Genomic DNA, 25,307 nt, shown 5'->3' on the forward strand with positions numbered 1-25,307 from the left:
AACGGCCCGCAGGTAGTGGGCCACAACGATCCGCTGGCGACGTCACTCAACTTGAGAAGGACAACAACAATGATCTTCACCCAGGAACACGAAGAACTGCGGCGCACGGTGCGCAATTTTGTCGAGCGCGAGATCAACCCCCATGTCGATGAATGGGAAGAAGCCGGGCGCTTCCCCATCCACGAGATTTTCCGCAAGGCCGGCGAGCTGGGCCTGCTGGGCATCTCCAAGCCAGAGAAGTTCGGCGGCATGGGCCTGGACTACAGCTACTCGGTCGTTGCCGCCGAAGAGTTCGGCACCATCCGCTGCGGCGGCATTCCCATGTCCATCGGTGTGCAGACTGACATGTGCACCCCGGCCCTGGCGCGCTTCGGCTCCGATGAACTGCGCGACGAATTCCTGCGCCCGGCCATCAGCGGCGAGCAGGTGGGCTGCATCGGCGTTTCCGAGGTCGGGGCCGGCTCCGACGTGGCCGGGCTCAAGACCCACGCCCGCAAGGACGGCGACGACTACGTGATCAACGGCAGCAAGATGTGGATCACCAACTCCCCCAGCGCCGATTTCATCTGCCTGCTGGCCAACACATCGGACGACAAGCCCCACGTCAACAAGTCGCTGATCATGGTGCCGATGAACGCCCCTGGTATCAGCCTCAGCCCGCACCTGGACAAACTCGGCATGCGCAGCTCGGAAACCGCCCAGGTGTTCTTCGACAACGTGCGGGTGCCCCAGCGCAACCGCATCGGCCACGAAGGCGCCGGGTTCATGATGCAGATGCTGCAGTTCCAGGAGGAGCGGCTGTTCGGCGCGGCGAACATGATCAAGGGCCTGGAGTACTGCATCGACAGCACCATCGAGTACTGCAAGGAGCGCAAGACCTTCGGCAACCCGCTGATCGATAACCAGGTGATCCACTTCCGCCTGGCCGAGCTGTCCAGCGAGATCGAGTGCCTGCGGGCCCTGGTGTACCAGGCCACCGAACAATACGTGCGCGGCCAGGACGTGACCCGCCTGGCCTCCATGGCCAAGCTCAAGGCCGGGCGCCTGGGCCGCGAGGTCAGCGACAGCTGCCTGCAGTACTGGGGCGGCATGGGTTTCATGTGGGACAACCCGGTGGCCCGGGCCTATCGCGATGTGCGCCTGGTGTCCATCGGCGGCGGTGCCGACGAGATCATGCTGGGGATCATCTGCAAACTCATGGGCATCCTGCCCGGGAAGAAGAAATGAGCCTGTTGCCGAGTTGCCAGACCCTATTGCTGGAATCACGCGACGGCGTGCTGTTCATCACCCTCAACCGCCCCGAGTGCCGCAACGCCATGAGCCTCGAGATGGTGGCGGAATTGCGCACGGTGCTGGCCGCCGTGAACGAGCGCCGCAGCATCCGGGCCCTGGTGCTGCAGGGCGCTGGCGGACACTTCTGCGCTGGTGGCGACCTCAAGGACATGGCCGGCGCCCGGGCCAGGGGTGCCGCGGCCTACCGTGAATTGAACCGGGCCTTCGGCGCGTTGCTCGAAGAAGCGCAGAAAGTCCCCCAGGTGCTGGTCTGCGTACTGCAGGGCGCGGTGCTCGGCGGCGGTTTTGGCCTGGCCTGCGTCAGCGATATCGCCATCGCCGAGCACTCGGCGCAGTTCGGCATGCCGGAAACCAGCCTCGGCCTGCTGCCGGCACAGATCGCCCCGTTCGTGGTCCGGCGCATCGGCCTGACCCAGGCCCGGCGCCTGGCGCTGACCGCCGCCCGCTTCGATGGCGAAGAGGCCCGGCAACTGGGCCTGGTGCACTTCGTCGAGAACGATGCCACGGCGCTGCAGGAGCGCCTGGAGCAGCAACTGGCGCAGGTCCTGCGCTGCGCCCCTGGGGCCAATGCACAGACCAAGGCCCTGCTGCTAGCCAGCGTCGACCAGCCCCTGGGACCGCTACTGGACCAGGCCGCCGACGACTTCGCCCAGGCCGTCAGCGGTGAGGAAGGCACCGAAGGCACCCTGGCCTTCGTGCAGAAACGCAAACCGTCCTGGGCCGGCTGACGCCCCACACAGACACAGGAAGCCTACGATGCCCGCGTTCACCAAGATCCTGATCGCCAACCGTGGCGAAATCGCCTGCCGGATCCAGCGCACCGCCCAGCAGCTGGGCTATCGCACCGTCGCCGTATTCAGCGACGCCGACGCTGAGGCGCCCCATGTGCGCATGGCGGACGAAGCCGTGCGCATAGGCCCCGCGCCGGTCCAGCAGTCCTACCTGGATAGCGCCACGATCCTCGATGCAGCCCGGCGCAGCGGCGCCGATGCCATCCATCCCGGCTATGGCTTTCTTTCGGAGAACGCCGAGTTCGCCGCGGCCTGCGCGGCTGCCGGCATCACCTTCATCGGCCCCAGCGCCGCGGCCATCGAGCTGATGGGCAGCAAGCGCCGCTCGAAACTCGCCATGCTCGAGGCCGGCGTGCCCTGCATCCAGGGCTACCAGGGCGAAGAACAAGACGATGCCACCTTGCAGCGCGAAGCCCAGCGCATCGGTTATCCGTTGATGATCAAGGCCAGTGCCGGTGGCGGTGGGCGCGGCATGCGCCTGGTACAGGAACCCGGGCAACTGCTGGAGCAGATCAGGACCGCACGCTCCGAGGCGCTGCACGCCTTCGGCAGCGACGAACTGATCCTGGAACAAGCGCTGGTCGAGCCGCGCCATGTGGAGATCCAGGTCTTCGGCGATCACCACGGGCAGTTGATCTACCTGGGCGAGCGCGACTGCTCGATCCAGCGCCGCCACCAGAAGATCGTCGAGGAGGCACCCTGCCCGGTCATGACCCAGGAGTTGCGCCAGGCCATGGGCGAAGCGGCGCTCAAGGCCGGACGGGCCGTGGACTATGTTGGCGCCGGCACCGTAGAGTTCCTGCTCGATGCCCGGGGGCAGTTCTACTTCCTGGAAATGAACACCCGCCTGCAGGTGGAGCACCCGGTTACCGAACTGGTCACCGGCCTGGACCTGGTGGCCCTGCAACTGCAGGTGGCTGCCGGCGAGCCACTACCGCTGAAGCAGGAACAGGTGCGATTGTCCGGCCACGCCATCGAAGTACGCCTGTATGCCGAGAACCCGGCCCAGGGTTTTCTGCCACAGACCGGCCAGGTGCTGCGCTGGGAACCGGCGCCGGGCATCCGCACCGATCATGGCGTACAGGAAGGCCAATGGGTCAGCCCCTTCTACGACCCGATGCTGGGCAAGCTGATCGCCCACGGCGCCACCCGTGAGGAGGCCCGGCGCAAGCTGCTGCGCGGCGTCGAGGATTGCGTGTTGCTGGGCCTGGAAAGCAACCGGCGCCTGCTGGCCAACCTGCTCGGGCACCCGGTGTTCGCCAGCGGCCAGTTCAGCACGGCATTCATCGCCGAACACTTTGCCGAGGATCCGAGCCTGCAACCGCAGCTTCCCGGCCACGAGGAACTGGCCATCGCCGCCGCGTTGTTTCATCACCACGGCGCCAAGGCCCATGCCGGGCCGCTCGCCGCCTGGCGCAATAACGCCGGTGTAGCGCTGCACTACGGCCTGGGACAGGAGGAACGGCACTGGTCCTTGCAACTGAGCCCGGGGACCGCAGGCCTGGTGCAGGTCCACCAGGCAGGGCAATTAGTGGAGTTGAAGGTCTGCAGCGCCGACGGTCGCCGGGCCATCCTGGAGGTTGGGGGCATCCGCCGGCACTACGCCTACCACCTGGAAAACCAGGAGCTCTGGCTGCACAGCCGACAGGGCAGCCTGCACCTGCAGGATCGAACCCATGCCCCGGTCCAGAGCCAGTTGAGTGCCCATTCGGGAACGCTCAAGGCACCGATGGATGGCGCCATCGTCGACGTGCTGGTGAGCGAGGGCATGCGCGTCAGCAAGGGCCAGCTATTGCTGGTGCTGGAGGCGATGAAGATGGAGCATCCGCTCAAGGCCGGAATCGACGGGATGATCACCCGGGTCCAGGTCGGCCTCGGCGACCAGGTGAAGAACCGCCAGGTACTGCTGGAGGTGGAATAGGCCGGCAGGCGGCCATCGATGCCGGCCACGGAGTACTCCGCCTGGCGCTGCCCCCTAGGCGGATTCCCCGGCTTTGGCTACGCTCAAGCGTCATCAAGAAGGTTGAAGGCTGGAATTCGTAATGCCCCACTGGCTGGTAATAGATTTGGAAGCCACGACGGATGAAGGGGGCTGGCCGGTGAGCGAGATGGAAATCATCGAGATCGGCGCCACGCTGGTCAACCGCCAAGGCCGGGAACAGGACCACTTCCAGCGCTTCGTGCGTCCCCTGCGGCGCCCGATGCTGACGCCGTTCTGCCGCGAACTGACCCACATCACCCAGGCCAACATCGACGCCGCCGCGCCCTTGACCGAAGTCTGGAGCCAATTCGAACGCTGGCTGACCCAGCATCAGCCGCGCCTGGAAGGCTGGGCCAGCTGGGGCGACTACGATCGCAAGCAGTTGCAGTTGGAGTGGCACAACCAGCACTTGCACAGCCTGCTCAACGATGTCCCCCATATGAACCTCAAGCAGCGCTTCGCCAAGGCCCGGCGCCTGGAGCGCCCCCTGGGCCTGAATGCCGCCTTGCAACTGGCGGGCATGCAGTTCAACGGCCAGCAGCACCGGGCGCTGGAAGATGCACGAAATACGGCGCGCCTATTGCCGCTGATTCTTCCCTGATGGCGACAGGTGACGGCCCTTCGGGCCTTGTGCATACTGGCCGGCCTTTTTGACCCATTCTTGAGGAATCGCCCATGTTTAAAGTCAACGAGTACTTCGACGGCACCGTCAAGTCGATTGCCTTCGGCACGGCCGAAGGTCCCGCCACCATTGGCGTCATGGCCCCGGGCGAATACGAATTCGGTACCGCGCAACGGGAAATCATGCACGTGGTTTCCGGCGCCCTGACCGTCAAGCTGCCAGGCAACGACGAGTGGCAGACCTTCGCTGGCGGCAGCCACTTCAACGTACCGGCCAACAGCAAGTTTCAGCTCAAGGTCGCGGTGGACACCGCCTACCTGTGCGAATACCGCGGCTGATCCCTCGCCCGGTTTTTAGCAACGCATGAAAAATGCCCGTCCCCCCACCAGGAGACGGGCATTTTTTTGCCTCGCCAAGGCTATTCGAGAACGGTCACCGGCATGCCCACCTGCAACTGGCCATGACCGTCGTTGACCAGGTTCTGGCCGAACATCGCTCCATCCTCCCGGGCCCGGTACTTTTGCAAGGTCGCCAGGGGCTCACGATCAGCACTGCGCTCGCCCGTCTGCGGATCGATGGTGGTGAGGATGCAGCGCGAGCAAGGCTTGACCACGCGGAACTCGACATCGCCGATACGCACCCGCTTCCAGTTGTCCTCGGCGAACGCTTCGCTGCCCTCGACCACCAGGTTGGGCCGAAACCGCAGCATCTCCAAGGGGCGGCCAACCCGGCTCGCCAGGTCGTCCAGGGAGGCCTGGCCGATCAGCAGCAAGGGAAAACCGTCGGCAAAGGCGACTTGGTCATCATCCTTGCCGTAGCCGGCGGCGGTGGTCCGCGCCCGCTCCAGCGGGACCTGCACCAGGCGCGTGGGCTTGCCGATGAATTCGCTGACCCAGGCCCCGGCCTCGTCGCCGGCATCGGGCACCCGCAAGGTGTCCTGCCAGATGGTCACGCCGCGCAGGGCCGCCGTCTCATTCGGCAGCGCCACCTCCAGCGGGGCCAGGCCCGGGGCACTGAGGGTCAGGCCGCCCTGGGCATTCCACAATGCCGAGAGCTGGCTCATCCGTCCCACGGCACGCTGGGTCAGGAAGCGTCCGCTGGCCTCATCCACCAGCATCCAGCGGCGATCGCCCTCAAGGCCGAGCTTGTCCAGGCCGATCTGTTGCAGGGTCTCGCCCCTGGCGGATTTCAACGGATACCGATAAAGCGCGCTAAGACGCATGTCCTGCTCCCTACGGGGGAAAAACGCCCACCCTATACCAGCGCCCCGGTGAAACAAAGATCCGTGACACTGGCTCGCCGGCCTCAGGCGTCGACTTCATCCAGCAGCAGGCGCTGGCGCACCACATCCACCAGCTTGTCGGGCTGGAACTTGGAGAGGAAGTTGTCGCAGCCGACCTTCTTGACCATGGATTCGTTGAAGCTGCCCGACAACGAGGTATGCAGTACCACGTAGAGCCCGCGCAGGCGCGGGTCGTTGCGGATCTCGGTGGTCAGGCGGTAGCCATCCATCTCCGGCATCTCGGCGTCGGTGAACACCATCAGCAGCTTCTCGGTCATGTCGACCCCGGTATCGGCCCAGGCCTTGAGCATCTTCAGGGCCTTGAGGCCATCGCTGGCGATGTGCATCTTCACCCCCAACTGGCCCAGGGTGTCGCGCAGTTGCGACAACGCCACGTTGGAATCGTCCACCAGCAGCACTTCGCGGCCACGGGCACGGGCCAACAGCGGGTCGTCGAGCTTGTCGCGAGAAACCTTGGCGTTGTACGGCACGATCTCGGCCAGCACTTTCTCGACATCGATGACTTCCACCAGTTGGTCATCGACCTTGCTGATGGCGGTCAGGTAGTGCTGGCGGCCGGCGCTGGAGGGCGGCGGCATGATGGCTTCCCAGTTCATGTTGACGATACGGTCCACGCCCCCCACCAGGAACGCCTGCACCGAGCGGTTGTACTCGGTGACGATGATGGTGCTGTTGGGCCCCGGGACCAGCGGACGCATGCCGATGGCCTGGGACAGGTCGATCACCGGCAGGGTCTGGCCACGCAGGTTGACCACGCCACAGACGAATGGATGGCGCTGGGGCATCAGGGTCAACTTCGGCAGTTGCAGGACTTCCTGGACCTTGAAGACGTTGATCGCGAACAATTGCCGACCGGCCAGGCGGAACATGAGGATTTCCAGGCGATTCTCACCCACCAATTGCGTGCGTTGATCTACCGTGTCGAGAATGCCGGCCATTGATGACTCCTGGGCTGTGCTGATGAATTCACTAAAGACTGATATCGGCCAGGGACGCCGTATCTTGACCCGTATGCAAATTGCCACACAAAGCCATTGATGTCACATTAACATCATGCTTTACTTCGGTGGTCAATTTAGCAGCATGGCTGCAGCGCCGCCGAGACCTCTATTCCGGCGGAAGGTTCCCGCGCCTAAGGGATTCCCCTATCAACAATCAGGACCAGCCTGATATTCGCAATATCCAATAGCCATTAATGTGACGCCATTCTCATTGCATGAATGGAGTCAGGCTTTTGTTTTTGATCGCAGAAAGGTGGCTCGGCACCCTTTCAAGCCTAAGTTCCCCTGCTCCTGAAGCCCCGGCGCTCATGCGTTGCCTGGCTGTGAGCGGCATCTGGCTGCCAACGCTGGACGATAAGCATCGAGCATCGTCAATGGCTGCACGCGCGGAAAAAACTCCAGACTTGTCTAATATTCAATTTCTCAAAACACCTTCCAACTTGAAACCGTTCAGCCAACGCCCTATCCCACCATCGGAAACGAAGTCATGGATATAAGCATGCTAAGGATGGTCTGAAGTAGCCATGTATTTCCCCGGCATACCACCTAGCGCAACTTTTAAACTCGCCAAATGATCAAAAAACAATCAATTCGACGAGTATTTCTTACGTTTTCGCCACCCGGACCCCACTCCGGTGGCCATTTCCCGCATTACAGGCGCACCTCTCCTGCATTCGTCAGTAAATGTCGGCGCGCCATCCACAGGTTCGACAGAGCGAACAGTGTCACCAGTTGCGCCGTGTTTTTGGCCAAGCCGCGAAAGCGCACCTTGGTGTAACCGAACTGGCGCTTGATTACCCGGAACGGATGCTCGACCTTGGCGCGCACCTGAGCCTTGGCCTTTTCAATCTTGCGCTTGGCTTTGTACAGCACGCTGCGCTTATCGAGTTTTTTGTAGGTGCTGCGGCGTGCCGCCACCTGCCAGATAACTTCACGTCCTTCATGCTCGGGCCGCTTTTCGACACCGGTGTAGCCTGCATCGGCGCAGACCACGTTTTCGTCGCCATGCAGCAATTTGTCCACCTGGGTGACATCCGCCACATTGGCCGCCGTGCCCACTACGCTGTGCACCAGACCCGATTCGTCATCGGCGCCGATGTGGGCCTTCATGCCAAAATAATACTGGTTTCCCTTCTTGGTCTGGTGCATTTCCGGGTCGCGCTTGCCGTCCTTGTTCTTGGTCGAACTGGGCGCATTGATCAGCGTTGCATCGACGATGGTGCCCTGGCGCAGCGACAGGCCGCGGTCGCCCAGATAGCCATTGATGACAGCGAGGATGCCGGCCGCCAGCTCGTGTTTCTCCAGCAAGCGGCGGAAGTTGAGAATGGTGGTTTCGTCGGGGATGCGCTCCAGGTTCAGCCCGGCAAACTGGCGCAGGATCGTGGTTTCGTACAGCGCTTCCTCCATCGCTGGATCGCTGTAGCCGAACCAGTTCTGCAGCAGATGCACACGCAGCATCGCCATCAACGGGTAGGCCGGACGGCCACCTTCACCTTTCGGATAATGTGGCTCGATCAAAGCAATCAAGCCCTTCCACGGCACCACCCGATCCATCTCGATCAGGAACAACTCCTTGCGGGTTTGCTTGCGCTTGCCAGCGTACTCGGCGTCGGCGAAGGTCATCTGCTTCATCGGGAAACTCGGTGGGTGGGGTCGCGGTATTTTGCCAAATCAGAAAGTCTTTTTCAGAGTTTCCCTAAAGGACGGCCATGAGTGCGCTACCCCTCTGCCCGAATTCCTGCTTGAAGCCCAGACCCTGCTGGCCAAATCGGAAGATTGCCTGAGCCACCTGCACTTGATCAGGAATGACGAGGAGGCCATCAGTTGCCTGCTCGTCAGCCTGCAGCGCCTGGCCCAATGCGCAGCCCGCCATGCCATCAGCCCGCTGCATGAGTTCTCAGTGCACATCCACGGCCTGCTCAAGCGTCCCCAGCACCCGTTGGACCTCAACGACCAGGTGCTGGAATCCCTCAAGAGCTGCCTGACCCTGATGGCCTGGCAACTGGAACTGATCGACCCGAACGATGGCCAGTTGAATATGGATGACAGCGAACAGGTCATGCTGATCGAGGAATTGGCCGACCAAGTCTCGCAGAACTGCACCTGCACACTCCCTACTTGCAGGCACTAGTTTTTATACCGCCCAAGGTGGCGAATAACATCAGGCAAAGATAGCTAGGCAACACAAGAATAAGTAGCCGGCTAAGTATCTACGCCACTGTCGTTATTGAACATCACATACCCAAGAACGACACTCCCCACTAAACAATCCAACTTCTTGCGATCCGGGATTTAATCTTCCGAGACTTGCGTGCCCCAATGGAAGCTGACTTCACTCTGAGCGCTTATTGAGCGATACCGCTGCCGAACGCCGCACGGCAGATACGCTGAGTCGCAACTTTATTGACTTTCCGGACATGTATATCAAGTACCTGAGCGCGACCAACGGTATCTTCGGTGGTATTATGCGGCGCACTAATGAACCGTATTAATGGCACATTGACTCCAATGTCGATAATCACTATCAGGCCTGCACAAGAGATACAGACAGAACTGATTGAAATCACCTATTCAAATGGCACCGCTTCTCAAACAGGCCCCGTCACCTGCTCCTGACCGGGCTCTTCGCAGCGAACATTCATTGGCTCCATCCGCTATGTACGCCAGCCTCAAGTCACTGTTCTCCTGGCCCATCTCCCAAGATCGCCTACGCTGGCTCAGCCTACTGCTGTGCTCAGGCTCGGCCGTGGGCAATGTGCTGGTTTATTGCCTGAGCCGCCCTCTGCCCCTGGCGTTGCTGGTTCTCAACGTGGTGGCACTGGCATGTATCTGGGCGCAGTACGGCTATTCGCGTAAATCCATCCGTTTTCAGCCCCAGGAGCTGGCCGAGCGCTTGCTGCAAGTCAAGGAAAGCGAACGCCACCGCCTCAGCCGCGAACTACACGATGACATCGGCCAGTTGCTGACGGCGGCAAAACTGCAGGCCGACTGGCTCAAGCGGCGCCTGCCGGACGACCTGCAAGAGCATTTCGCACTGCTTGGCACCACCCTGGAAGAAACCCTGGCCAAGGTCCGCGACGTATCGGCCATTCTCAATCCCCGCCAGCTAGCCAGCCTGGGGCTCGAGGCCAGCCTGCGCGCCCATCTGATCAAGACCCTGGAAAGCAGCACGGTGCACTGGAGCCTGGAGTGCCACCAGCGCCTGGCCGGCATCCCCGAGGAAATGGCCGTGGCAGCGTTTCGCATCACCCAGGAAGCGGTGACCAACATGCTGCGCCACGCCCACGCCAAGAACCTGCTGGTACGCCTGCAACGCCTGCCGGAAGGGCTTTCACTGTTCATCAGCGATGATGGCCAAGGCTTTGCCCCCGCCGCGAACCCTGGAGAGCAGGGCCAGTGCGGCATGGCCGGCATGCAGGAACGAATCAGCCAACTGGGCGGTTTCCTCAAGGTCACCAGCGAGATCAACCAGGGCACCCAGATCGAAGCTCTCTTTCCCTGGGCCCCTCGCACCCTGGAGCGGGCCAGCACGAATAAGGTTTTACATTGACCTGTAATTTACTCTTGGTGGATGACCACTCGCTCATCAGGGCTGGCGTGCGTGCGCTGGTCATGGATATTCCCGGATACGCCGTGATCGGTGAAGCCGACGATGGCTCGCACCTGCTGGAAATGGTCGAGAAGCTCCATCCGGACATCATCCTGCTGGACCTGTCGATGAAGCATACCGGCGGCCTGGAAGCGTTGCGCCGACTCAAGGCGGCCCGCCCGCAGAGCAAGGTCCTGATCCTGTCGATGCATACCGATCCGGCCCTGATCATGCAGGCCCTGGAGTCCGGGGCCCACGGCTATCTGCTCAAGGACACCACGGCTACCGAGCTGGGGCATGCCCTGGAAGCCCTGCGCAACGGCGAACGCTACTTGAGCCCGGCGATTGCCCATACCGTGATCAACCAGGCCCTGACCCGCTCCCAGAAGACCCAGCCGCCACCTGCCGACACCCATAACCTGACAGCCCGCCAGCTGGAAATCCTGCGACTGATAGTGCGCGGCAAGTCGACCCGGGAAATCGCCCAGGGACTGGGGTTGAGCATCAAGACCGTGGAAACCCATCGCTCGCAGATCATGAAGCGCCTGCAGATCTTCGATGTCGCCGGGCTGGTCCTGTTCGCCGTGCGCGAACGCATCATCAGCCTCGACGACTGACTCAGCCATCGGTGCCCAGCAACGGCGATCCCTGCGGCAAGTGCATCTGCAGGGCCGCGGGCCGGGCCGTGAAACGCAGCAGCTCACCTTGCCGTGGCTCACCGTCGAGGTTGATATCCAGGCCACGCGAGGCCTTGATCTCGACCCACGGCAGGCGGGCCCGGATGAACAAGTCGTCGATGCCCATGTCCCCTGCCAGCAGGCTCTTCAGAGCACCCACCAACTCCTGGGGCGCCGGCAGGATGCTGACATCGAGCAACCCATCGTCGATCAGGGCTCCCGGGCACAGCTCATGACCGCCGCCAGCCTGTCGACCATTGCCAATACCCAGCGCCAGCAACTGGCCATGCCAGTGAAAACCCGGCCCCTGCAACTCGCCATAGGCCGCGCTCAGCTGCGCAAAGCGCGATAACCCGGTAAACAGGTACGCGGCTCCCCCCAGGACTTTCTTCAGGTCGGGCGATGTATTGGCGGTCACCTGGCTGCCGAAACCACCGGTGGCCATGTTCAGGAAAACCTGCCCGCCGACCTCCCCCAGATCCACCGGGCGGGCCGGGACATCCAGCAAGTCCAGGGCCGCCGATGGCTCCAATGGCACGCCGGCCGCCCGCGCGAAATCATTGGCCGTTCCCAGAGGCAGCGGCACCAGGCTGGCCGGCTGCGAGGCTTCGGCCAAGGCCTGGGCGACATCGCGCAACGTACCATCGCCACCACCGGCGATCAGTTGCCGGTAACCTGCGTCCAGCGCCTCCCCGACCAGGCGCTGGGCATCCCCGGCCTCCCACGTCAGGCGTACCGCCAGGTCCCAGCCCGCCTCACGCCGGGCCTGGACCGCAGCCCGCAGCTCTTCGTTGAGTGCCTGCTTGCCGTGCAGGATCAACAACGCCTTGTGTTCACTCATTGGTCATGCCTCCCGTGTTCAATGGCTGCGAAAAATGTGGACCCTGGCCGTCGAGAAAAAGATCTGCCGCCAAGCATTATTTTTTACCGGCAACCCGGTTCGTACGCCCTTTGTCAGCCTGCAAGGGAGATAAAGGGCACGCAAAAAAAGATCTTTCATCACCAAGCGGTTTTCAATTCGCAAGCTTCTGTTTCATGAGCTTTACTCAGCCAAGTCATCTGGATGAGCAGGCTCGACAGCGGGTCGATCGGCATCGGGAGCCCCACCCCGCCATGGACAGCGCCTGCACCCCGGTGAAAAGCGACCAGGCCGGCAATGGCGTGGCGCGCCTAGAGCAGGGCTTCCGGGTGCGAAGTGAATGCTCGAAGTTGTGGCCGGTTCTTCCAGTCAACCGGTGTGCCTTGGGTCGAGGGAATTGATCTTATGCGGTTGCAACCTGTAGACAGCCTGTTACTGACTCGACCCAGCATGGTCGAGTACTTCCTGTTCGGTATCCGCGTAGCCCACGGCATGACCGCGATCCTTCCAGGGCTCCTGCTACTGCTGCTGGCGAACGACCTGCCCAATACCCTGAAGAGCGACCTGACCATCCTCGCGTTCTTCGGCGTCATCAGCGTGCTGATCTTCCAGGCCCTGGGGGTCTACGCCGAATCCATCTTCAGCAACTTGCTGCGCTTCCAACTGACCCTGTTCGCCTGGTCGGCCTCCTTTTGCGTGCTGTTGTTCATGCACCACTCGATGCTGATGTTCAACGCCATCGACAATCGCGGGCTGCTGGCCTGGTTCTTTGGCAGTTTCGTGCTGTTCGGAATCGAGCGCCTGATCCTGCTGACCCTGTTCCAGCAGCTGATGCAGCGGGGCGTGTTCCTGCAGAACGCGGTCATTCTCGGCGCCACGGAAAATGGCCAGCGCCTGGCCGAATACCTGGCCCAGCACCAGGACATCCGTTCCGGCGTCATCGGTTTCATCGACGACCGAATCGGCCGCCTGCCCAAGGTGCTGTGCAACCTGCCGCTGCTGGGCAACTCCAGCGACCTGGAACGGCTGATCCGCGAGGAGAAGGTCACCCAAGTCCTGGTCGCCCTGCCCTGGTCGGCGGAAAGCCGCATGGCCTACGTCATTCGTGAACTGCGCCGGCTCCCGGTGAACGTGTTGCTGGTTCCCGACATGGTGGCCTTCCGGCATGCCCACAACCGCATCACCGAAGTCGCCAACCTGCCGATGTTCAACGCCTCCGAGGTCCCCCTGCGAGGCTGGTCGCCGTTCTTCAAGCGCCTGGAGGACATGATCCTGTCCACTATTGCCCTGGTCCTGCTGTCCCCGGTGATGCTGCTGGTGGCCCTGGCGATCAAGCTGGATTCCAGGGGCCCGGTGCTGTTCAAGCAAAAACGCTATGGCTACAACAACCGGCTGATCCAGGTCTACAAGTTCCGTTCCATGCACCAGCACATGAGTGATGCCAACGCCGAGAAGCAGACTACCCGCGGCGATCCGCGCATCACCCGGGTCGGGCGTTTCATCCGCAAGACCAGCCTCGATGAGTTGCCACAGCTGTTCAACGTGTTCGGCGGCAGCATGTCGATGGTCGGCCCGCGCCCCCATGCCACGGCAACCAAGGCCGCGGGCATCCTGTTCGAAGAGGCGGTCAAGGAGTACACCTCACGGCACCGGGTCAAGCCGGGCATCACCGGCCTGGCACAGATCAACGGTTACCGGGGCGAAACCGACACCCTGGAAAAAATCGAGAAACGTGTCGAGTTCGACTTGGAATACATCGAAAACTGGTCGGTCTGGTTCGATCTGTACATCCTGTTCCGCACCGTTCCCTCCGTGATCATGACCCGCGAGGCCTTTTGAATGAGCACACTCATTCCCTGCATCATCGCTGGCGGCGCCGGCACCCGTCTGTGGCCGGTGTCCCGCGAGGCAATGCCAAAACCCTTCATGCGCCTGCCCGACGGCGAAAGCCTGCTACAGAAGACCTTCGTGCGCGCCGCGAACCTGAACGATGTCGGTCGGCTGTTGACGGTGACCAACCGCGAAGTGTTCTTCCGTACCCTCGATGACTATCGCCTGCTGAACAAGAAGCGGGTCGACCTGGACTTCATCCTCGAACCCTTCGGGCGCAACACCGCACCGGCCATCGCTGCAGCGGCCCTGCATGTCAGCCGCCTGTATGGCGAGGACGCACAATTGCTGGTGCTACCGGCCGACCACCTGATCAAGGACCTGGCAGCCTTCTCGACAGCGGTGGAGCATGCCCGGCAACTGGCCGAACAAGGCTGGTTGGTGACTTTCGGCCTTGTACCGACCCACGCCGAAACCGGTTTTGGCTACATCGAGAAAGGCCAGGGCCTGAACGACGCCGGCTTCCAGGTCAGCCGCTTCGTCGAAAAACCCGATGCCGCCACGGCCCAGCGCTATGTCGACGGCGGCCTGCACCTGTGGAACGGTGGCATGTTCTGCATGCGCGCCGACGCGATTCTCCAGGAGCTTCGGGAATTCGTGCCCGAAGTGGTCAGCGCCGTGGAGCGTTGCCTGGAGCTGAGCCATCGCAAGGAGGGCAAGCACGAGCTGCAAGTGGAGCTGGACGGCGAGAGTTTCGCCCTGGCCCCGGACATTTCCATCGACTACGCGGTGATGGAGCGTTCGAAGAAGGTCGCCGTGGTGCCCTGCCAACTGGGCTGGAGCGATATCGGCTCGTGGCAGGCCGTGCGGGAACTGACCCCGGCGGACGAGCACGGCAACCAGTGCAACGGCGAGACCGTGCTGCATGATGTCCGCAACTGCTACATCGATTCACGCAAGCGCCTGGTGGGCGGGGTTGGCCTGGATAACCTGATCATCATCGACACCCCCGACGCCCTGCTGGTGGCCGACGGCAAGCGTAGCCAGGACGTCAAGCTGATCGCCCAGGAGCTCAAGCGCCTGGGCCACGACGCCTACAAGCTGCACCGCACCGTGACCCGGCCCTGGGGCACCTACACCGTGCTGGAGGAAGGACCGCGCTTCAAGATCAAGCGCATCATGGTCAAGCCCGATGCCTCGCTGTCGCTGCAAATGCACCATCACCGCAGCGAGCACTGGATCGTCGTCAGCGGCATGGCCCGGGTGACCAATGGCGAGGACGAATTCCTGCTCAATACCAACGAATCGACCTTCATCAAGCCGGGGCGCACCCACCGGCTGGTCAATCCCGGGGTGATCGATCTGGTGATGATCGAAGTACAGAGCGGGGAGTATCTCGGAGAGGACGACATCGTGCGTTTCAACGACATCTATGGGCGGGCACCCGCCGAAACCGCAAAGACCTGAAGGCGCACTTGCGCTTGAATCTGGCCCGACAGGGAGCTGTAACTATGCACGCCAGGAAGACCGCTCGATGAAAAGACTGCTGCTGATTTCCAGTGTCCTCATACTGTGCGCCTGTTCCATACCGGCGAAAGTGGAGTTACCTCCCAGCCAGGACCTGGAGGCGGGCCACCGAGCCGGTGAAGCCCTGGCCGGCAAGCCGCTGCCACCGCAGCGGATTCGCCCGGGCGATACCCTGCGCATCGTCCGCAACACCGGTGAGGCTCCGTCGATCTCGGCCTTCACCGCCAACTCGATCTACGAGCTGACGCTGTTCACCGTGCTTAACGACGGCACCTTCTCCTACCCCTACGCCGGCCAGATCAAGGCCGCGGGGCTGACCCCGCAGCAGTTGACCCAGGTCCTGGAAAACAAGCTGAAGAACGTCTACCAGGACTCGGCGCTGACGGTGAACATCAACCAGGCGCCGGGCAACACCGTGTTCGTCGGTGGCTCGGTACGCAACCCGGTATCCCTGCCGGTCACGGTGACCACCACCCTGGAGCAGGCCATCGTCGGTGCCGGAGGCCTGCTATCGGTAGGCGACAGCCGCAATATCGCCCTGCTGCGCGAAGGCGAGGACGGGCGCTACAAGACCTACTTCTTCGACTATCGCAAGTTCATGATCGCCGGCAACGCCGGGACGCCACCGGTGCTGCTGCAACGTGGGGACGTGGTGTTCGTGCCCAAGTCCAGCGTCGGCAACGGCATTGAATGGGTGGATGTGTACCTCAACCAGCTGATTCCGTTCACCAAGTCGATCGGTATCGGGGCGAGCTACGAAATCAACCGCCAATCCAGCAATTGATCGCCAAGGACTGCCCATATGATCAATATCCGTTCCTTTCGCGATTTGCTGCGACTGTTCTTCATCTTCAAGCGTGAGGTGAAGATCACCGTCCTGGTGACCTTCATCATCATCGTGCTGGGTGCTTTCCTGCTGCCCAACCGCTTCGAATCCACCGCGTTGCTGCTGGTCAAGCCAGGCCGCGATACCAGCACCCTGCCGATCGAGATCTCCGATCGCCAGGCGGTGGTGATCCCCAGTGCCCAGCGTGACCCGATCCTCGACGAGGAGCGCATCCTCACCGGTGCTCCCATTGCCCGCAAGGTCGCGCAGCAGTATCTCGACGACCTGTCCCGCCAACCCCAGCCCGGTGGCGTGCTGGGTACCATCAAGAACGCGCTCAAGAGTGCCGTGGAAGGCATCGCCGATCTGTTTCGCGGGCTGCTGCAACTGGTGGGCCTGGTGGAGAAGCAAACCCCGGTCGAACGCCTGACCGAACGCATGCTCAAGAACTTCAGCGTGACCCATGTCGCCGGCTCTTCAGTGATGGAGGTGAGCTTCACCTGGAACGACCCGCAAGTGGCCCAGACCGTGGTCAAGAGCTGGATCGAGCAGTACCAGCAAGAACGCGCGCAAACCCTGGGGCGCAAGAGCCTCTACGCGTTCTATGAAGGTGAAAGCACCAGCACCAACCAGCGCATCCTCGGCTACAAGAAACAAATCACCGACTACCTGAACCAGTTGGGCGCCGTCAGCATCGAGGAGCGCCTGAACGATATCTCGCGCAACCTCAATAACCTCAAGGGTGAGCACCTCAATACCACCCGGGCGGTGGCGTCCACCAAGAGTGGCCTGGACACCATCCAGAACCAGCTCAACAGCATGAAGAAAGAGATCAGCATTGGCCGCCAGATGAGCCTCAACCCTGATCGCCAGGACCTGCAGCAACGGATCAACGCCAAGCAGATCGAGCGCCAGGAAATGCTTCGCACCTTCAAGGAAGGGGCGCCGCCGGTGCGTGCCATGGATGCTGCGATCGCCAACCTGCAAGCCCTGTTGCGGGCCGAGAACGCAACCGTTCAACGCAGCGAGAACCTGGCACCGAACCCGGTCTACACCCGCCTGCAGAACAGCTTCGCCGACCAACAGGCCAGCCTCAGCCGCCTGCAGACCCAAGCCGCCCAACAGGAAAGCCAGCTGCTCAAGCTGGAACAGGACCGGCGCCAGGCGCTCGCCCTGGAACCTGAGCTGGCACGCCTGCAACGCGAACTCAGTGCCGCCGAGAAGAGCTTCGCGCTCTATAGCGATAGCACCGAGAAGGCACGGATCGACCGCGAACTGGACCAGAGCCAGATCAGCAACATCGCCGTGATCGAAGAAGCTACCTTCCAGCCCAGCCGGATCTTCCCCAAGAGCCTGACCATGTTGCTGGTGGCCATTCCCCTGAGCCTGGCGGTAGGCCTTCTGGCCCTGTATTTCTTCTACCTGCTGGACCAGCGCATCCACGATGGCGACCAGTTGGAGGAGCGTTTCGGCGTCAAGGTCTGGAGCAGCCTGCAAGACCTGCACAGCCACCTGCCACAGCGCAACAGTGCCTTCACCGCCAGCCTCTACCGGCTGTATGGCGTACTGCCGTTGAAACAGGTGGCCGAGCGCGGCCTGGTGATCGGCCTGACCTCGGCTCGCCATGGCGAAGGCGTGAGCTTTGTCACCGGGCACCTGCGCGACCTGCTGCAAGAGCGCGGCCACACCGTACGGGTCGATGGTTCGCCAAACGCAGCCCCGGGTGAAATCGTACTGCTGGAGGCCTCCGGCTTCTTCTCCAACCAGGAAGCCTTCGTCAGCCTGCGCGAGGCCGACCTCATCGCCCTGATCATCGAAGCCGAAACCACCACGGTGCCGATACTGCAAAACGCCTTGTCGATCCTCAACACTGCATTCAAGCGGGTCGACGGCATCATTCTCAACCGTCGCCGCTTCGGTATCCCGGAAAACGTGCTCAACTTCATGGCGCGAATCAGGAGCCCCCACTGATGCATATCGCCGTGCTGGCCCCCATGCCCCCCGAGCAGAACGGTATTGCCGACTATGCCGCACACCTGCGCGCGGCGTTGCAGGACCAGGGGTTGCAGGTCAGCACGCCACTGCAGGGAGTAGGCAACGATCCACAGCGTGCCATCGAGCGCGTGGACCAGGTCGACTGGCAAGGCATCGACCTGGTCCATGCCGAACTCGGCGGAGGCCGGCTGGCGGAATTTCATGCCCTCCAGGCTTTGCGCCAGCGTTTTCCCAGCCTGCCCCTGAGCGCCACGGTGCACGATCCCGAGCGCCTGGTCTGGCGTCGGGCCAAGCTGCCCTGGCCATTGTCGCTGGCGAGCAACCTGCCTTCGCCATTGCCCCAGATTGCCACGGTGCTGGCCGATCCGATCTGCCTGTACGAGGAAAGAAAGCTGGCCCGCAGCCTGAACCGGCTGATCACCCTGACCCACGCCGGTGGTGAATGCCTACGCCAACGCATGGGCCTGCGCGCCGAGCAGATGGTGGTGATCCCCCACGGCAACCTGGCAATCGCCCCCCAGCCCCTGCCGCCGGCATCCCCGCTGAAACTCCTGTATTTCGGCTTCATCTACCGTGGCAAGGGCATCGAGGACTTGCTGGATGCACTGGCCATGGCCTTCGCCCAGCAACCCGACATACGCCAGCGCATGCGCCTGACCCTGGCCGGCGGCAGCGAGCCGGAAATGGCCTTCGGCAACGCCGGCAGCTACCTGGAGCAGTTGCGCGAACATATCCGGCGCCTGAACCTGCAGGACAGTATCGACTGGCAGCTCGACCTGCCGGCCACCGACATCCCCAAGGTCATCCAGGCCCATCACGTCATGGTCTTGCCGTATCGCGAGTCGAGCAAACTCAAGTTGCTGGGTACGTTGCGCGGTACCAGCGGGGCCTTGTCCTGGGCGGTCGCTTGTGGACGCGGAGCCATCACTTCCGATGCGCGTTCATTCGCCGAGGAAGTGGCCCAGAACAACGGAGTGATCTTTCCCCAGGGCAACGTCGCGGCCCTGGCCGCCGAGCTCAGCCACCTGTGCGCCAGCCCGGAGCTGGTGGAACGCTGGGCCGAGCACGCCACGATCATCGGCCAGCGGCGGATCTGGAGCCACACCGCCGAGCGCTTTGCCCGCGTGTTCGCCGACGCCTGTGGAGGCAATGCCCATGCCTATGTCACGTAGATCGGGCCTACCGGTGCTGCTGGCCACCCTGGCCGTCCTCGCCTGGCCGGCTCTTGCGGACAACACCTTGCGTGGCCCGCGCCCGGTGGTGTGGAAGGACTTCCTCGGGGTCAATGCGCAGTTCCAGTACTTCGCCCCGAGCGTCTATCAGAAACAGATGGACCGGCTCGATGCCCTGGGCCTGAACTGGGTCCGCCTGTCCATTCACTGGGCAATGATCGAGCCGGTGGAAAACAGCCTGCAGCTCGATAGCCTGGATGCCGTGATGAGCGCCATGCAGAGCCGCCACTACAACATCCTGGCCTACATGGTCGGCTCGGCGCCCTTCGCTGCCAACGTACCGGCCGGAGCGGCACCGTCCGACCAATATCCGCCCAAGGACTTCAACGTCTTCGCCCAGCGCATGCAGATGCTCGCCCAGCGTTATCCCCAGGTGAACACCTGGCAGGTCTGGAACGAGCCGAACATCGTCTGGCTGCCCAAGGAAGATCCCAGCGCCTACGACCAGTTGCTCAGTACCACCAGCACCGCGATCCGCGCCGCAGTCCCCGACAAGCCCGTGGCCACCGCCGGCATGGCCTACTACAGCCAGATGCGCAGTACCCCGGGGCTGATGCTTGAGGACCTGCTGCAACAGGGCCTGGCCGGCGACAACCTGATCGCGGCCTATCACCCTTATTCCGAGTACCCCGAAGGGGACGATCCCGCCGCCAAGGACTTCCTGAGCCGCGGCAACTTCCTCAACAGTGCCCTGCACGGCAAGGGCGTGAAGCAGGTCTGGGCCACCGAATGGGGTTGGTCGAGCTATACCACCGGCGTCCCCGAGATGCAGGCGATGATCGGGACCAGCGGCCAGGCCGACTACACCCTGCGCCGGCTGGCGCTGATGGCGACCATGGACTATCAGCGCATCTTCCTGTTCAACCTGAGCGATCTCGATGCCAGGGCCACCAATCGTGACCAGTCCTACGGCCTGGTGGACCTGAGTGGCGAGCCCAAGCCTGTGTACAACGCCCTCAAGTATTTCCTCGATACCACCGGGCCGAGCCTGGCCCCGGACGACCCACCGACCCTGAGCAACGCCCCCGACGACCTGTACAGCATGGCCTGGACCCGCCCCGATGGCTCCCACGTCTGGATGTTCTGGAGCGCCAGTGGCAGCAGCCTGCAAGTGCCCGGCCTCAATGCCGCCACGCTGCACGATCCACTGGCCGGTACCCGGACCGACCTGAGTGGGCAACAGGGCCTCAACGTACCGCTGAAAACCAGCCTGCAACTTCTGGTGTGGTGAGCATGAAGATCCTCTGGACCCTACCCTACTTGCCCTGGCCAGCCACCAGCGGTGGCAAGACCCGGCAATATCACCTGCTGCGGGCCCTGGCTGCCCGCGGGCATCGCATCACCTTGCTGGTGCAATCCAAGACTCCCTTGGACGAAGCCTCGCGCGCCGCCCTGGAACCCTGGCTGGAACGCTTGATCGTGCTGCCGCGTCGCCCCCTGCGCAGCCTCAAGACCCTGCTGGCGGTGCTGTTCGCTCCTTATCCGATGCTCGCCACGATCAATGGCCTGGCTGAGCCGCTGCAACAGCGCTTTGATGAACTGCTGCGCGAGCACTGGGATGTGATCCAGATCGAACACAGCTACAGCTTCCAACCTTTTGAACAACCGCTGCGCCAGTATGGGCAAGACTTCATTCTCACCGAGCACAATGTCGAGTCGGCCCTGGGCGCCGCCAGCTACGACCGCCTTCCCGCGTGGTCCAAGCCCTTCACCCTCTATGATCAGTGGCGCTATCGGCGCTGGGAAAAACGCGTATTCCAGCAAGCGGCCAGGGTCGTCGCCGTGACCGAGCAGGATGCCGTAACCCTGACCCACTTGAGTGGCAAGCCGTCCGCGGTAGTGGTCAATGGCGTGGATTGCGGGCACTACGCCTCGGTCCAGCCGGACCTGGCCAGCCAGCGCCTGTTGTTTATCGGCAACTATGAATACAGCCCCAACCTGGACGCGGTGGAGTGGGCCCTGGACGAGATCATGCCGCGCCTGTGGGCGATCAATCCGCAAGTGCGCTTTGCCATCTGCGGCTATGCCCTGCCGGACAGTTTCCGCCAACGCTGGAGCGACGCCCGTATCGAGTGGCAGGGCTTCGTCCCCGACCTGCGGGAGCTGCAACGGCGTTCAACGCTGTTCTTCGCGCCACTGCGCCAGGGTGGCGGGTCCAAGCTCAAGGTCCTGGAGGCCATGGCTGCCGGCCTGCCAGTGGTGACCACCGCCCAGGGTGTCTCGGGGCTGCAAGTCGAGAATGGCCAGCACTACCTGGGCGGCGAGGACCCCGGCGCCCTGGCCCAGCTCCTGGTCCAGGCCCTGGCCGAACCACAGCGCCTGCAACGCATTGGCGCCGCCGGGCGCGACTATGTGGTGGCCAAGCATGACTGGAGCGCCGCCGCTGCCCAGCTCGAAGCGGTCTATGACCAACTCCCCTCTGTCAAAAAAGAAGAAGTGTCCGTATGCGCATAGGTCTGGATTACCGCCCCGCCGCGGGCTACAGCAACACCGGTATCGGCCGGCAGAACCTGGCGCTGGAAGACGCCTTGCGAGCCAACCCGCAGGTCAGCCTGCAACTGTTCGGCCTGGCCCCGGAAGACCATCCCCTGCGCCGCCGGGTGCATTGCCCGCGCTGGGGGGCGCCACTGCAAGGAGTCCACCGCCTGCCCGGGCGCTTGCGCTTCGAGGGTGGATTCCTGCCCGGTGCCCTGCGCGAAGCAGGTGTCGAGGTCTATATCTGCAATTTCAACATGGGCCTGCCATTGGGCAAGAAACCCCAGGGCCTGCGTTATGTGTTGCAACTGCATGACCTGTTCCAACTGACCCTGAGCAACAGCCATGGCTCCAAGCTCAAGGAGCGCCTCTATCGCCTGAGCGACCAGCTTTCCATCGGCTACTCAGTGAAACAGGCGGACCGTGTCTGGACACCTTCGCAATACACCGCCGACGAGCTGGTGAAACTGTTCCCCAGCGCCCGGGACAAGGTGCGGGTGCTACCGAACCTGGTACCCGGCTTCACCGGTGAGCCGGTCGACATCAAGGACCTGCAACTGCCCGAACGCTACTGGCTGGCCGTGGGTACCCGAGAGCCACGCAAGAACATGCCCTGGTTCGTCGCCGCCTGGCAGGCCGCGCGCCAGCAATCGGCCGACGTTCCTGAGCTGGTGCTGATCGGTGCGGCGCAGCATTTGCCCAGCGAACTGCAGAGCGTGCCCGGCCTGCATTTTCTCAGTGACATCAGCGACGACCAGTTGCATGCCGTCTACCGTCAGGCCCAACGCCTATGGCAACCCTCCTATGCCGAGGGCTTCGGCCTGCCGGTGATCGAGGCCCTGAGTGTCGGTACCCCGGTGGCAGTGGCCACAGGCTCGGCACTGGATGAGATCACCCCGGCGGACAGCCCGCGCTTCTCGCCAACCGACAGTGATGCCCTGAGCCAACTGATGGTGCAGTTGGCCAACAGCGCCAAGGGCGATCCCCAGGCGCTGGAGTCCTGGGCCGCAGGCTATGCCCAAGGCGCTTATCGCCAGCGCCTGGACGAACTGCTCGAGGAGCTCAAGTAATGCCCATTGCCTTGCCGCTGGCGCTGGTCTTCAGCCTGGTATTCGGCGTGCTGGCCTGGCTGCTGCCTGCCCTCAAGGTGCTGGTACTGATGGTCGGCATCGCTGCCGTGGTGACCGTGATCCGCAACCCCTTGCGCGGCCTGCTGTTGTTCGCGGTACTGGCGACCTTCCTGCCCTACTCCACGGTGCAGATCGGCCTGCGCACCACGATTTCCGAAGCCCTGCTGTTGTTGGTCTGGGCCAGCGTCCTGACCCAGAACCTGTTTTCCAACCTGCCGCGTCCGCCGCGGCTGTTGCGCACCGAGAAGCTGTTGCTGGCGCTGATGGCCTTCAGTGCCCTGCCCTTCATCATTGGCCAATTGACGGTGAACGCCGAAGGCAACGGGCCGGTGAACTGGGTGCGCTGGCTGCTCAACCTGTCGGCGCTGTTCCTGGTGCCGCGGCTGTTGCAGGACAACAAGGCCCGGGAGCAATTGGTCTGCGGGCTGTTGCTGGGCACCTTGCTGCTCCTGTTGCTGTCGATTCCGGTATTCCTGAAAAACGGCACCGCGACCGCCATGACGCCGATCCTGGAAAAACTCGGCTACGGGGGTATCGCCGTGCTTGGCGACAGCCTCAGCGCCCTGTCCAATCGCATGGGATCGCCGTGGATGCACCCCAACGTGACTGGCGGCGCCATGGCGCTGACCCTGCCCCTGGCCTTCTGCTTCGGCCTGACCCGTACCGGCTGGGAGCGTCGTCTGGGCCTGGGCGTAGCGCTGCTGGGGGCCGCCGGATTGCTGCTGTCGGGTTCACGCGGGGCCCTGCTGAGCTTGCTGGTGGTCCTGATCTGGATGGCTCGCCAGCGGGTGCCCTATACCGGGCGCATGCTCATGGGCGGCTTCGTGCTGGGCACCTTGCTGTTGATGTCCTATCCGCCGCTGCAGGATCGCCTGCTGACCCTGTTCACCTCCAACGACGCCAGTACCAGCGTCCGGGTCGACGAGTACTCGCACTTCCCGGCAGCCATGGCGATGTTCCCCTTCGGTATCGGGTTCAAGGTCGACCCACCCGTTCCCGGTACCGGCCTGTGGGGGATTTCCAACCTGTGGTTGAACTACATCTACAAGATCGGCGTGCCCGGCATGCTGCTGTTCGTCGCGGTGATCTGGAGCTGGTGGCGGGAAACCCGCGCCCCCGGGCGGCAGGTACGCCTGACCCGCGACAACGCCCTCTGGCTCGGCAGTGGCGCAGGCCTGAGTGCCGCCTTGATCAGCGGCCTGTTCGACCACTATTTCAGCTTCACCCAGGTACTGGTGGCCCTGTTCTGGTTGTTGCTGGGCCTCAACCTGCATGAGGCCAGGCGCTTGCGACTCAAGGCCAATGCCGCGGCAGCCGGCACCACTCCAGAATCCCCCAGCTCAGGAATCCATTCATGAAACATCGCCTCTTTCACTCGCAGAACCTGAAACAGGCGCTGCCCGAATATGCGCAGAAAATGGGCGTAAGCCTCGAGGACCTGGAAGCGGCCTATCAGTGGATGCTGGAAAACGACGTGATCTTCGAGCAACCCCTCAAGGGCAACATCCTCACGTATGTCAGCTACCTGAACATCGAGTCGAAGATCGAACCGCCCCTTCCCCGGCGCTTCTATGCCCTGCTGGGCCGCGAAGTCAAAGGGGCGCTGATTCCCATGTACGGGATCAATTGGCCGACCCTGCGCGACCGCATGCTGCGCACCTGGGAGCAGATGTACAACATCCTCATCTGCAAGATCCCCAGCCACACCCTGCGCCTGCTCTGGCTGCGCATGGGCGGGGCGAAGATCGGCAAGGGCTCCACGGTATGGCGCAACACCGAAGTGCTGGGTATCGACAGCCTGCGCATCGGCCAGGACAGTACCGTGGCCTGGCATTGCCAGTTGGATGCCCGCGGCGGGTTGATCATCGGCAATCACGTGACCATTGCGTCCCACGTGCTGATCATCGCCGGTGGCCATGACCTCAAGGAGCCGGAGTTCTGGGCGGTGGGCGGGCCGATCTATATCCATGACTACGCCTGGATCGCCAGTCGCGCCCTGCTGTCCTACGGCGCCGAGATCGGCGAGGGCGCTGTGGTCGGTGGCCAGTCGGTGGTGTCCAAGCCAATCCCGCCCTATGCCATCGTCAGCGGCCCGGATGCCGCGATCAAGGGCGAACGTTGCCGCGACCTCAACTACAAAGTGGGCGGCAAAGGCCTGTTCACTTTGTTCCACTGA

Annotated in this window: 22 protein-coding genes; 18 read left to right on the forward strand and 4 right to left on the reverse strand. The window is 62.9% G+C overall.

The window, feature by feature from the left end; all coding sequences use genetic code 11:
- Positions 1-69 precede the first annotated feature (69 nt).
- The 5 genes from atuD (at position 70) to ATY02_RS25890 (ending at position 5,025) form a co-directional block, all read left to right on the forward strand.
- Positions 70-1,227, forward strand: a complete 1,158-nt coding sequence (gene atuD / locus ATY02_RS25870) for a citronellyl-CoA dehydrogenase (RefSeq protein WP_068585621.1) — start codon at positions 70-72, stop codon at positions 1,225-1,227.
- A complete protein-coding gene (locus ATY02_RS25875; RefSeq protein WP_068585619.1) occupies positions 1,224-2,021 on the forward strand; it encodes an enoyl-CoA hydratase/isomerase family protein in 798 nt (265 codons plus the stop codon). The genes atuD and ATY02_RS25875 overlap by 4 nt, the downstream gene beginning before the upstream one ends.
- A 28-nt stretch (positions 2,022-2,049) precedes the next feature.
- Positions 2,050-4,005, forward strand: coding sequence for an acetyl/propionyl/methylcrotonyl-CoA carboxylase subunit alpha (locus ATY02_RS25880; RefSeq protein WP_068585617.1), 1,956 nt, complete (start codon positions 2,050-2,052; stop codon positions 4,003-4,005).
- A 121-nt stretch (positions 4,006-4,126) separates the two neighbouring features.
- Positions 4,127-4,666, forward strand: a complete 540-nt coding sequence (locus ATY02_RS25885; protein ID WP_068585614.1) for an exonuclease domain-containing protein — start codon at positions 4,127-4,129, stop codon at positions 4,664-4,666.
- 74 nt (positions 4,667-4,740) lie between these two features.
- On the forward strand, positions 4,741-5,025 hold the full coding sequence (locus tag ATY02_RS25890) for a pyrimidine/purine nucleoside phosphorylase (RefSeq protein WP_068585611.1): 285 nt from the start codon (positions 4,741-4,743) through the stop codon (positions 5,023-5,025).
- Between the two features lie 80 nt (positions 5,026-5,105).
- On the opposite strand, the gene ATY02_RS25895 is transcribed toward ATY02_RS25890, so the two are convergent.
- The 3 genes from ATY02_RS25895 to ATY02_RS25905 form a co-directional block, all read right to left on the reverse strand.
- On the reverse strand, positions 5,106-5,909 hold the full coding sequence (locus ATY02_RS25895) for an MOSC domain-containing protein (protein WP_068585607.1): 804 nt from the start codon (positions 5,907-5,909) through the stop codon (positions 5,106-5,108).
- Positions 5,910-5,992: 83 nt separating this feature from the next.
- Positions 5,993-6,928, reverse strand: a complete 936-nt coding sequence (locus ATY02_RS25900; protein ID WP_068585605.1) for a chemotaxis protein CheV — start codon at positions 6,926-6,928, stop codon at positions 5,993-5,995.
- A gap of 714 nt (positions 6,929-7,642) precedes the next feature.
- Entirely contained in the window at positions 7,643-8,623 is a 981-nt protein-coding gene (locus ATY02_RS25905) for an IS5-like element IS1384 family transposase (RefSeq protein ID WP_010466230.1), read from the reverse strand.
- Between the two features lie 163 nt (positions 8,624-8,786).
- On the opposite strand from ATY02_RS25905, the gene ATY02_RS25910 reads away from it, so the two are divergent.
- From ATY02_RS25910 to ATY02_RS25920, 3 genes are all read left to right on the forward strand, one after another.
- Positions 8,787-9,122: a hypothetical protein gene (locus ATY02_RS25910; RefSeq protein ID WP_228022224.1), complete on the forward strand. Its 336-nt coding sequence runs from the start codon at positions 8,787-8,789 to the stop codon at positions 9,120-9,122.
- A gap of 525 nt (positions 9,123-9,647) precedes the next feature.
- Positions 9,648-10,541, forward strand: coding sequence for a sensor histidine kinase (locus tag ATY02_RS25915; RefSeq protein ID WP_068581527.1), 894 nt, complete (start codon positions 9,648-9,650; stop codon positions 10,539-10,541).
- Complete coding sequence (locus ATY02_RS25920; protein ID WP_068581530.1) at positions 10,538-11,197, forward strand: response regulator transcription factor; 660 nt, start codon at positions 10,538-10,540, stop codon at positions 11,195-11,197. The genes ATY02_RS25915 and ATY02_RS25920 overlap by 4 nt, the downstream gene beginning before the upstream one ends.
- Position 11,198: 1 nt before the next feature.
- On the opposite strand, the gene yegS is transcribed toward ATY02_RS25920, so the two are convergent.
- Positions 11,199-12,098, reverse strand: coding sequence for a lipid kinase YegS (yegS, locus tag ATY02_RS25925; protein ID WP_068581533.1), 900 nt, complete (start codon positions 12,096-12,098; stop codon positions 11,199-11,201).
- Between the two features lie 423 nt (positions 12,099-12,521).
- On the opposite strand from yegS, the gene ATY02_RS25930 reads away from it, so the two are divergent.
- From ATY02_RS25930 to ATY02_RS25975, 10 genes are all read left to right on the forward strand, one after another.
- Positions 12,522-13,955, forward strand: a complete 1,434-nt coding sequence (locus ATY02_RS25930; RefSeq protein ID WP_068581536.1) for an undecaprenyl-phosphate glucose phosphotransferase — start codon at positions 12,522-12,524, stop codon at positions 13,953-13,955.
- A complete protein-coding gene (locus ATY02_RS25935) occupies positions 13,956-15,413 on the forward strand; it encodes a mannose-1-phosphate guanylyltransferase/mannose-6-phosphate isomerase (RefSeq protein ID WP_068581539.1) in 1,458 nt (485 codons plus the stop codon).
- Between the two features lie 67 nt (positions 15,414-15,480).
- Positions 15,481-16,257: a polysaccharide biosynthesis/export family protein gene (locus ATY02_RS25940; protein WP_068581542.1), complete on the forward strand. Its 777-nt coding sequence runs from the start codon at positions 15,481-15,483 to the stop codon at positions 16,255-16,257.
- 18 nt (positions 16,258-16,275) lie between these two features.
- Positions 16,276-18,270, forward strand: coding sequence for a GumC family protein (locus tag ATY02_RS25945; RefSeq protein ID WP_068581544.1), 1,995 nt, complete (start codon positions 16,276-16,278; stop codon positions 18,268-18,270).
- Entirely contained in the window at positions 18,270-19,466 is a 1,197-nt protein-coding gene (locus tag ATY02_RS25950) for a glycosyltransferase (protein ID WP_068581547.1), read from the forward strand. Before ATY02_RS25945 ends, ATY02_RS25950 begins: the two co-directional genes overlap by 1 nt.
- Positions 19,456-20,757, forward strand: a complete 1,302-nt coding sequence (locus ATY02_RS25955) for a cellulase family glycosylhydrolase (protein WP_068581550.1) — start codon at positions 19,456-19,458, stop codon at positions 20,755-20,757. Before ATY02_RS25950 ends, ATY02_RS25955 begins: the two co-directional genes overlap by 11 nt.
- 2 nt (positions 20,758-20,759) lie before the next feature.
- The gene (locus tag ATY02_RS25960) at positions 20,760-21,980 is read left to right on the forward strand and encodes a glycosyltransferase family 4 protein (RefSeq protein ID WP_068581551.1); all 1,221 of its coding nucleotides are present in this window, start codon (positions 20,760-20,762) and stop codon (positions 21,978-21,980) included.
- Entirely contained in the window at positions 21,971-23,071 is a 1,101-nt protein-coding gene (locus tag ATY02_RS25965) for a glycosyltransferase family 4 protein (protein ID WP_068581554.1), read from the forward strand. Before ATY02_RS25960 ends, ATY02_RS25965 begins: the two co-directional genes overlap by 10 nt.
- The gene (locus ATY02_RS25970) at positions 23,071-24,489 is read left to right on the forward strand and encodes an O-antigen ligase family protein (protein ID WP_068581557.1); all 1,419 of its coding nucleotides are present in this window, start codon (positions 23,071-23,073) and stop codon (positions 24,487-24,489) included. The genes ATY02_RS25965 and ATY02_RS25970 overlap by 1 nt, the downstream gene beginning before the upstream one ends.
- Positions 24,486-25,307 (forward strand): acyltransferase, encoded by an 822-nt coding sequence (locus ATY02_RS25975; protein WP_068581560.1) that lies wholly within the window; start codon positions 24,486-24,488, stop codon positions 25,305-25,307. Before ATY02_RS25970 ends, ATY02_RS25975 begins: the two co-directional genes overlap by 4 nt.

It is taken from the genome of Pseudomonas sp. BIOMIG1BAC (genome assembly GCF_001705995.2).
GTDB lineage: Bacteria > Pseudomonadota > Gammaproteobacteria > Pseudomonadales > Pseudomonadaceae > Aquipseudomonas > Aquipseudomonas sessilinigenes.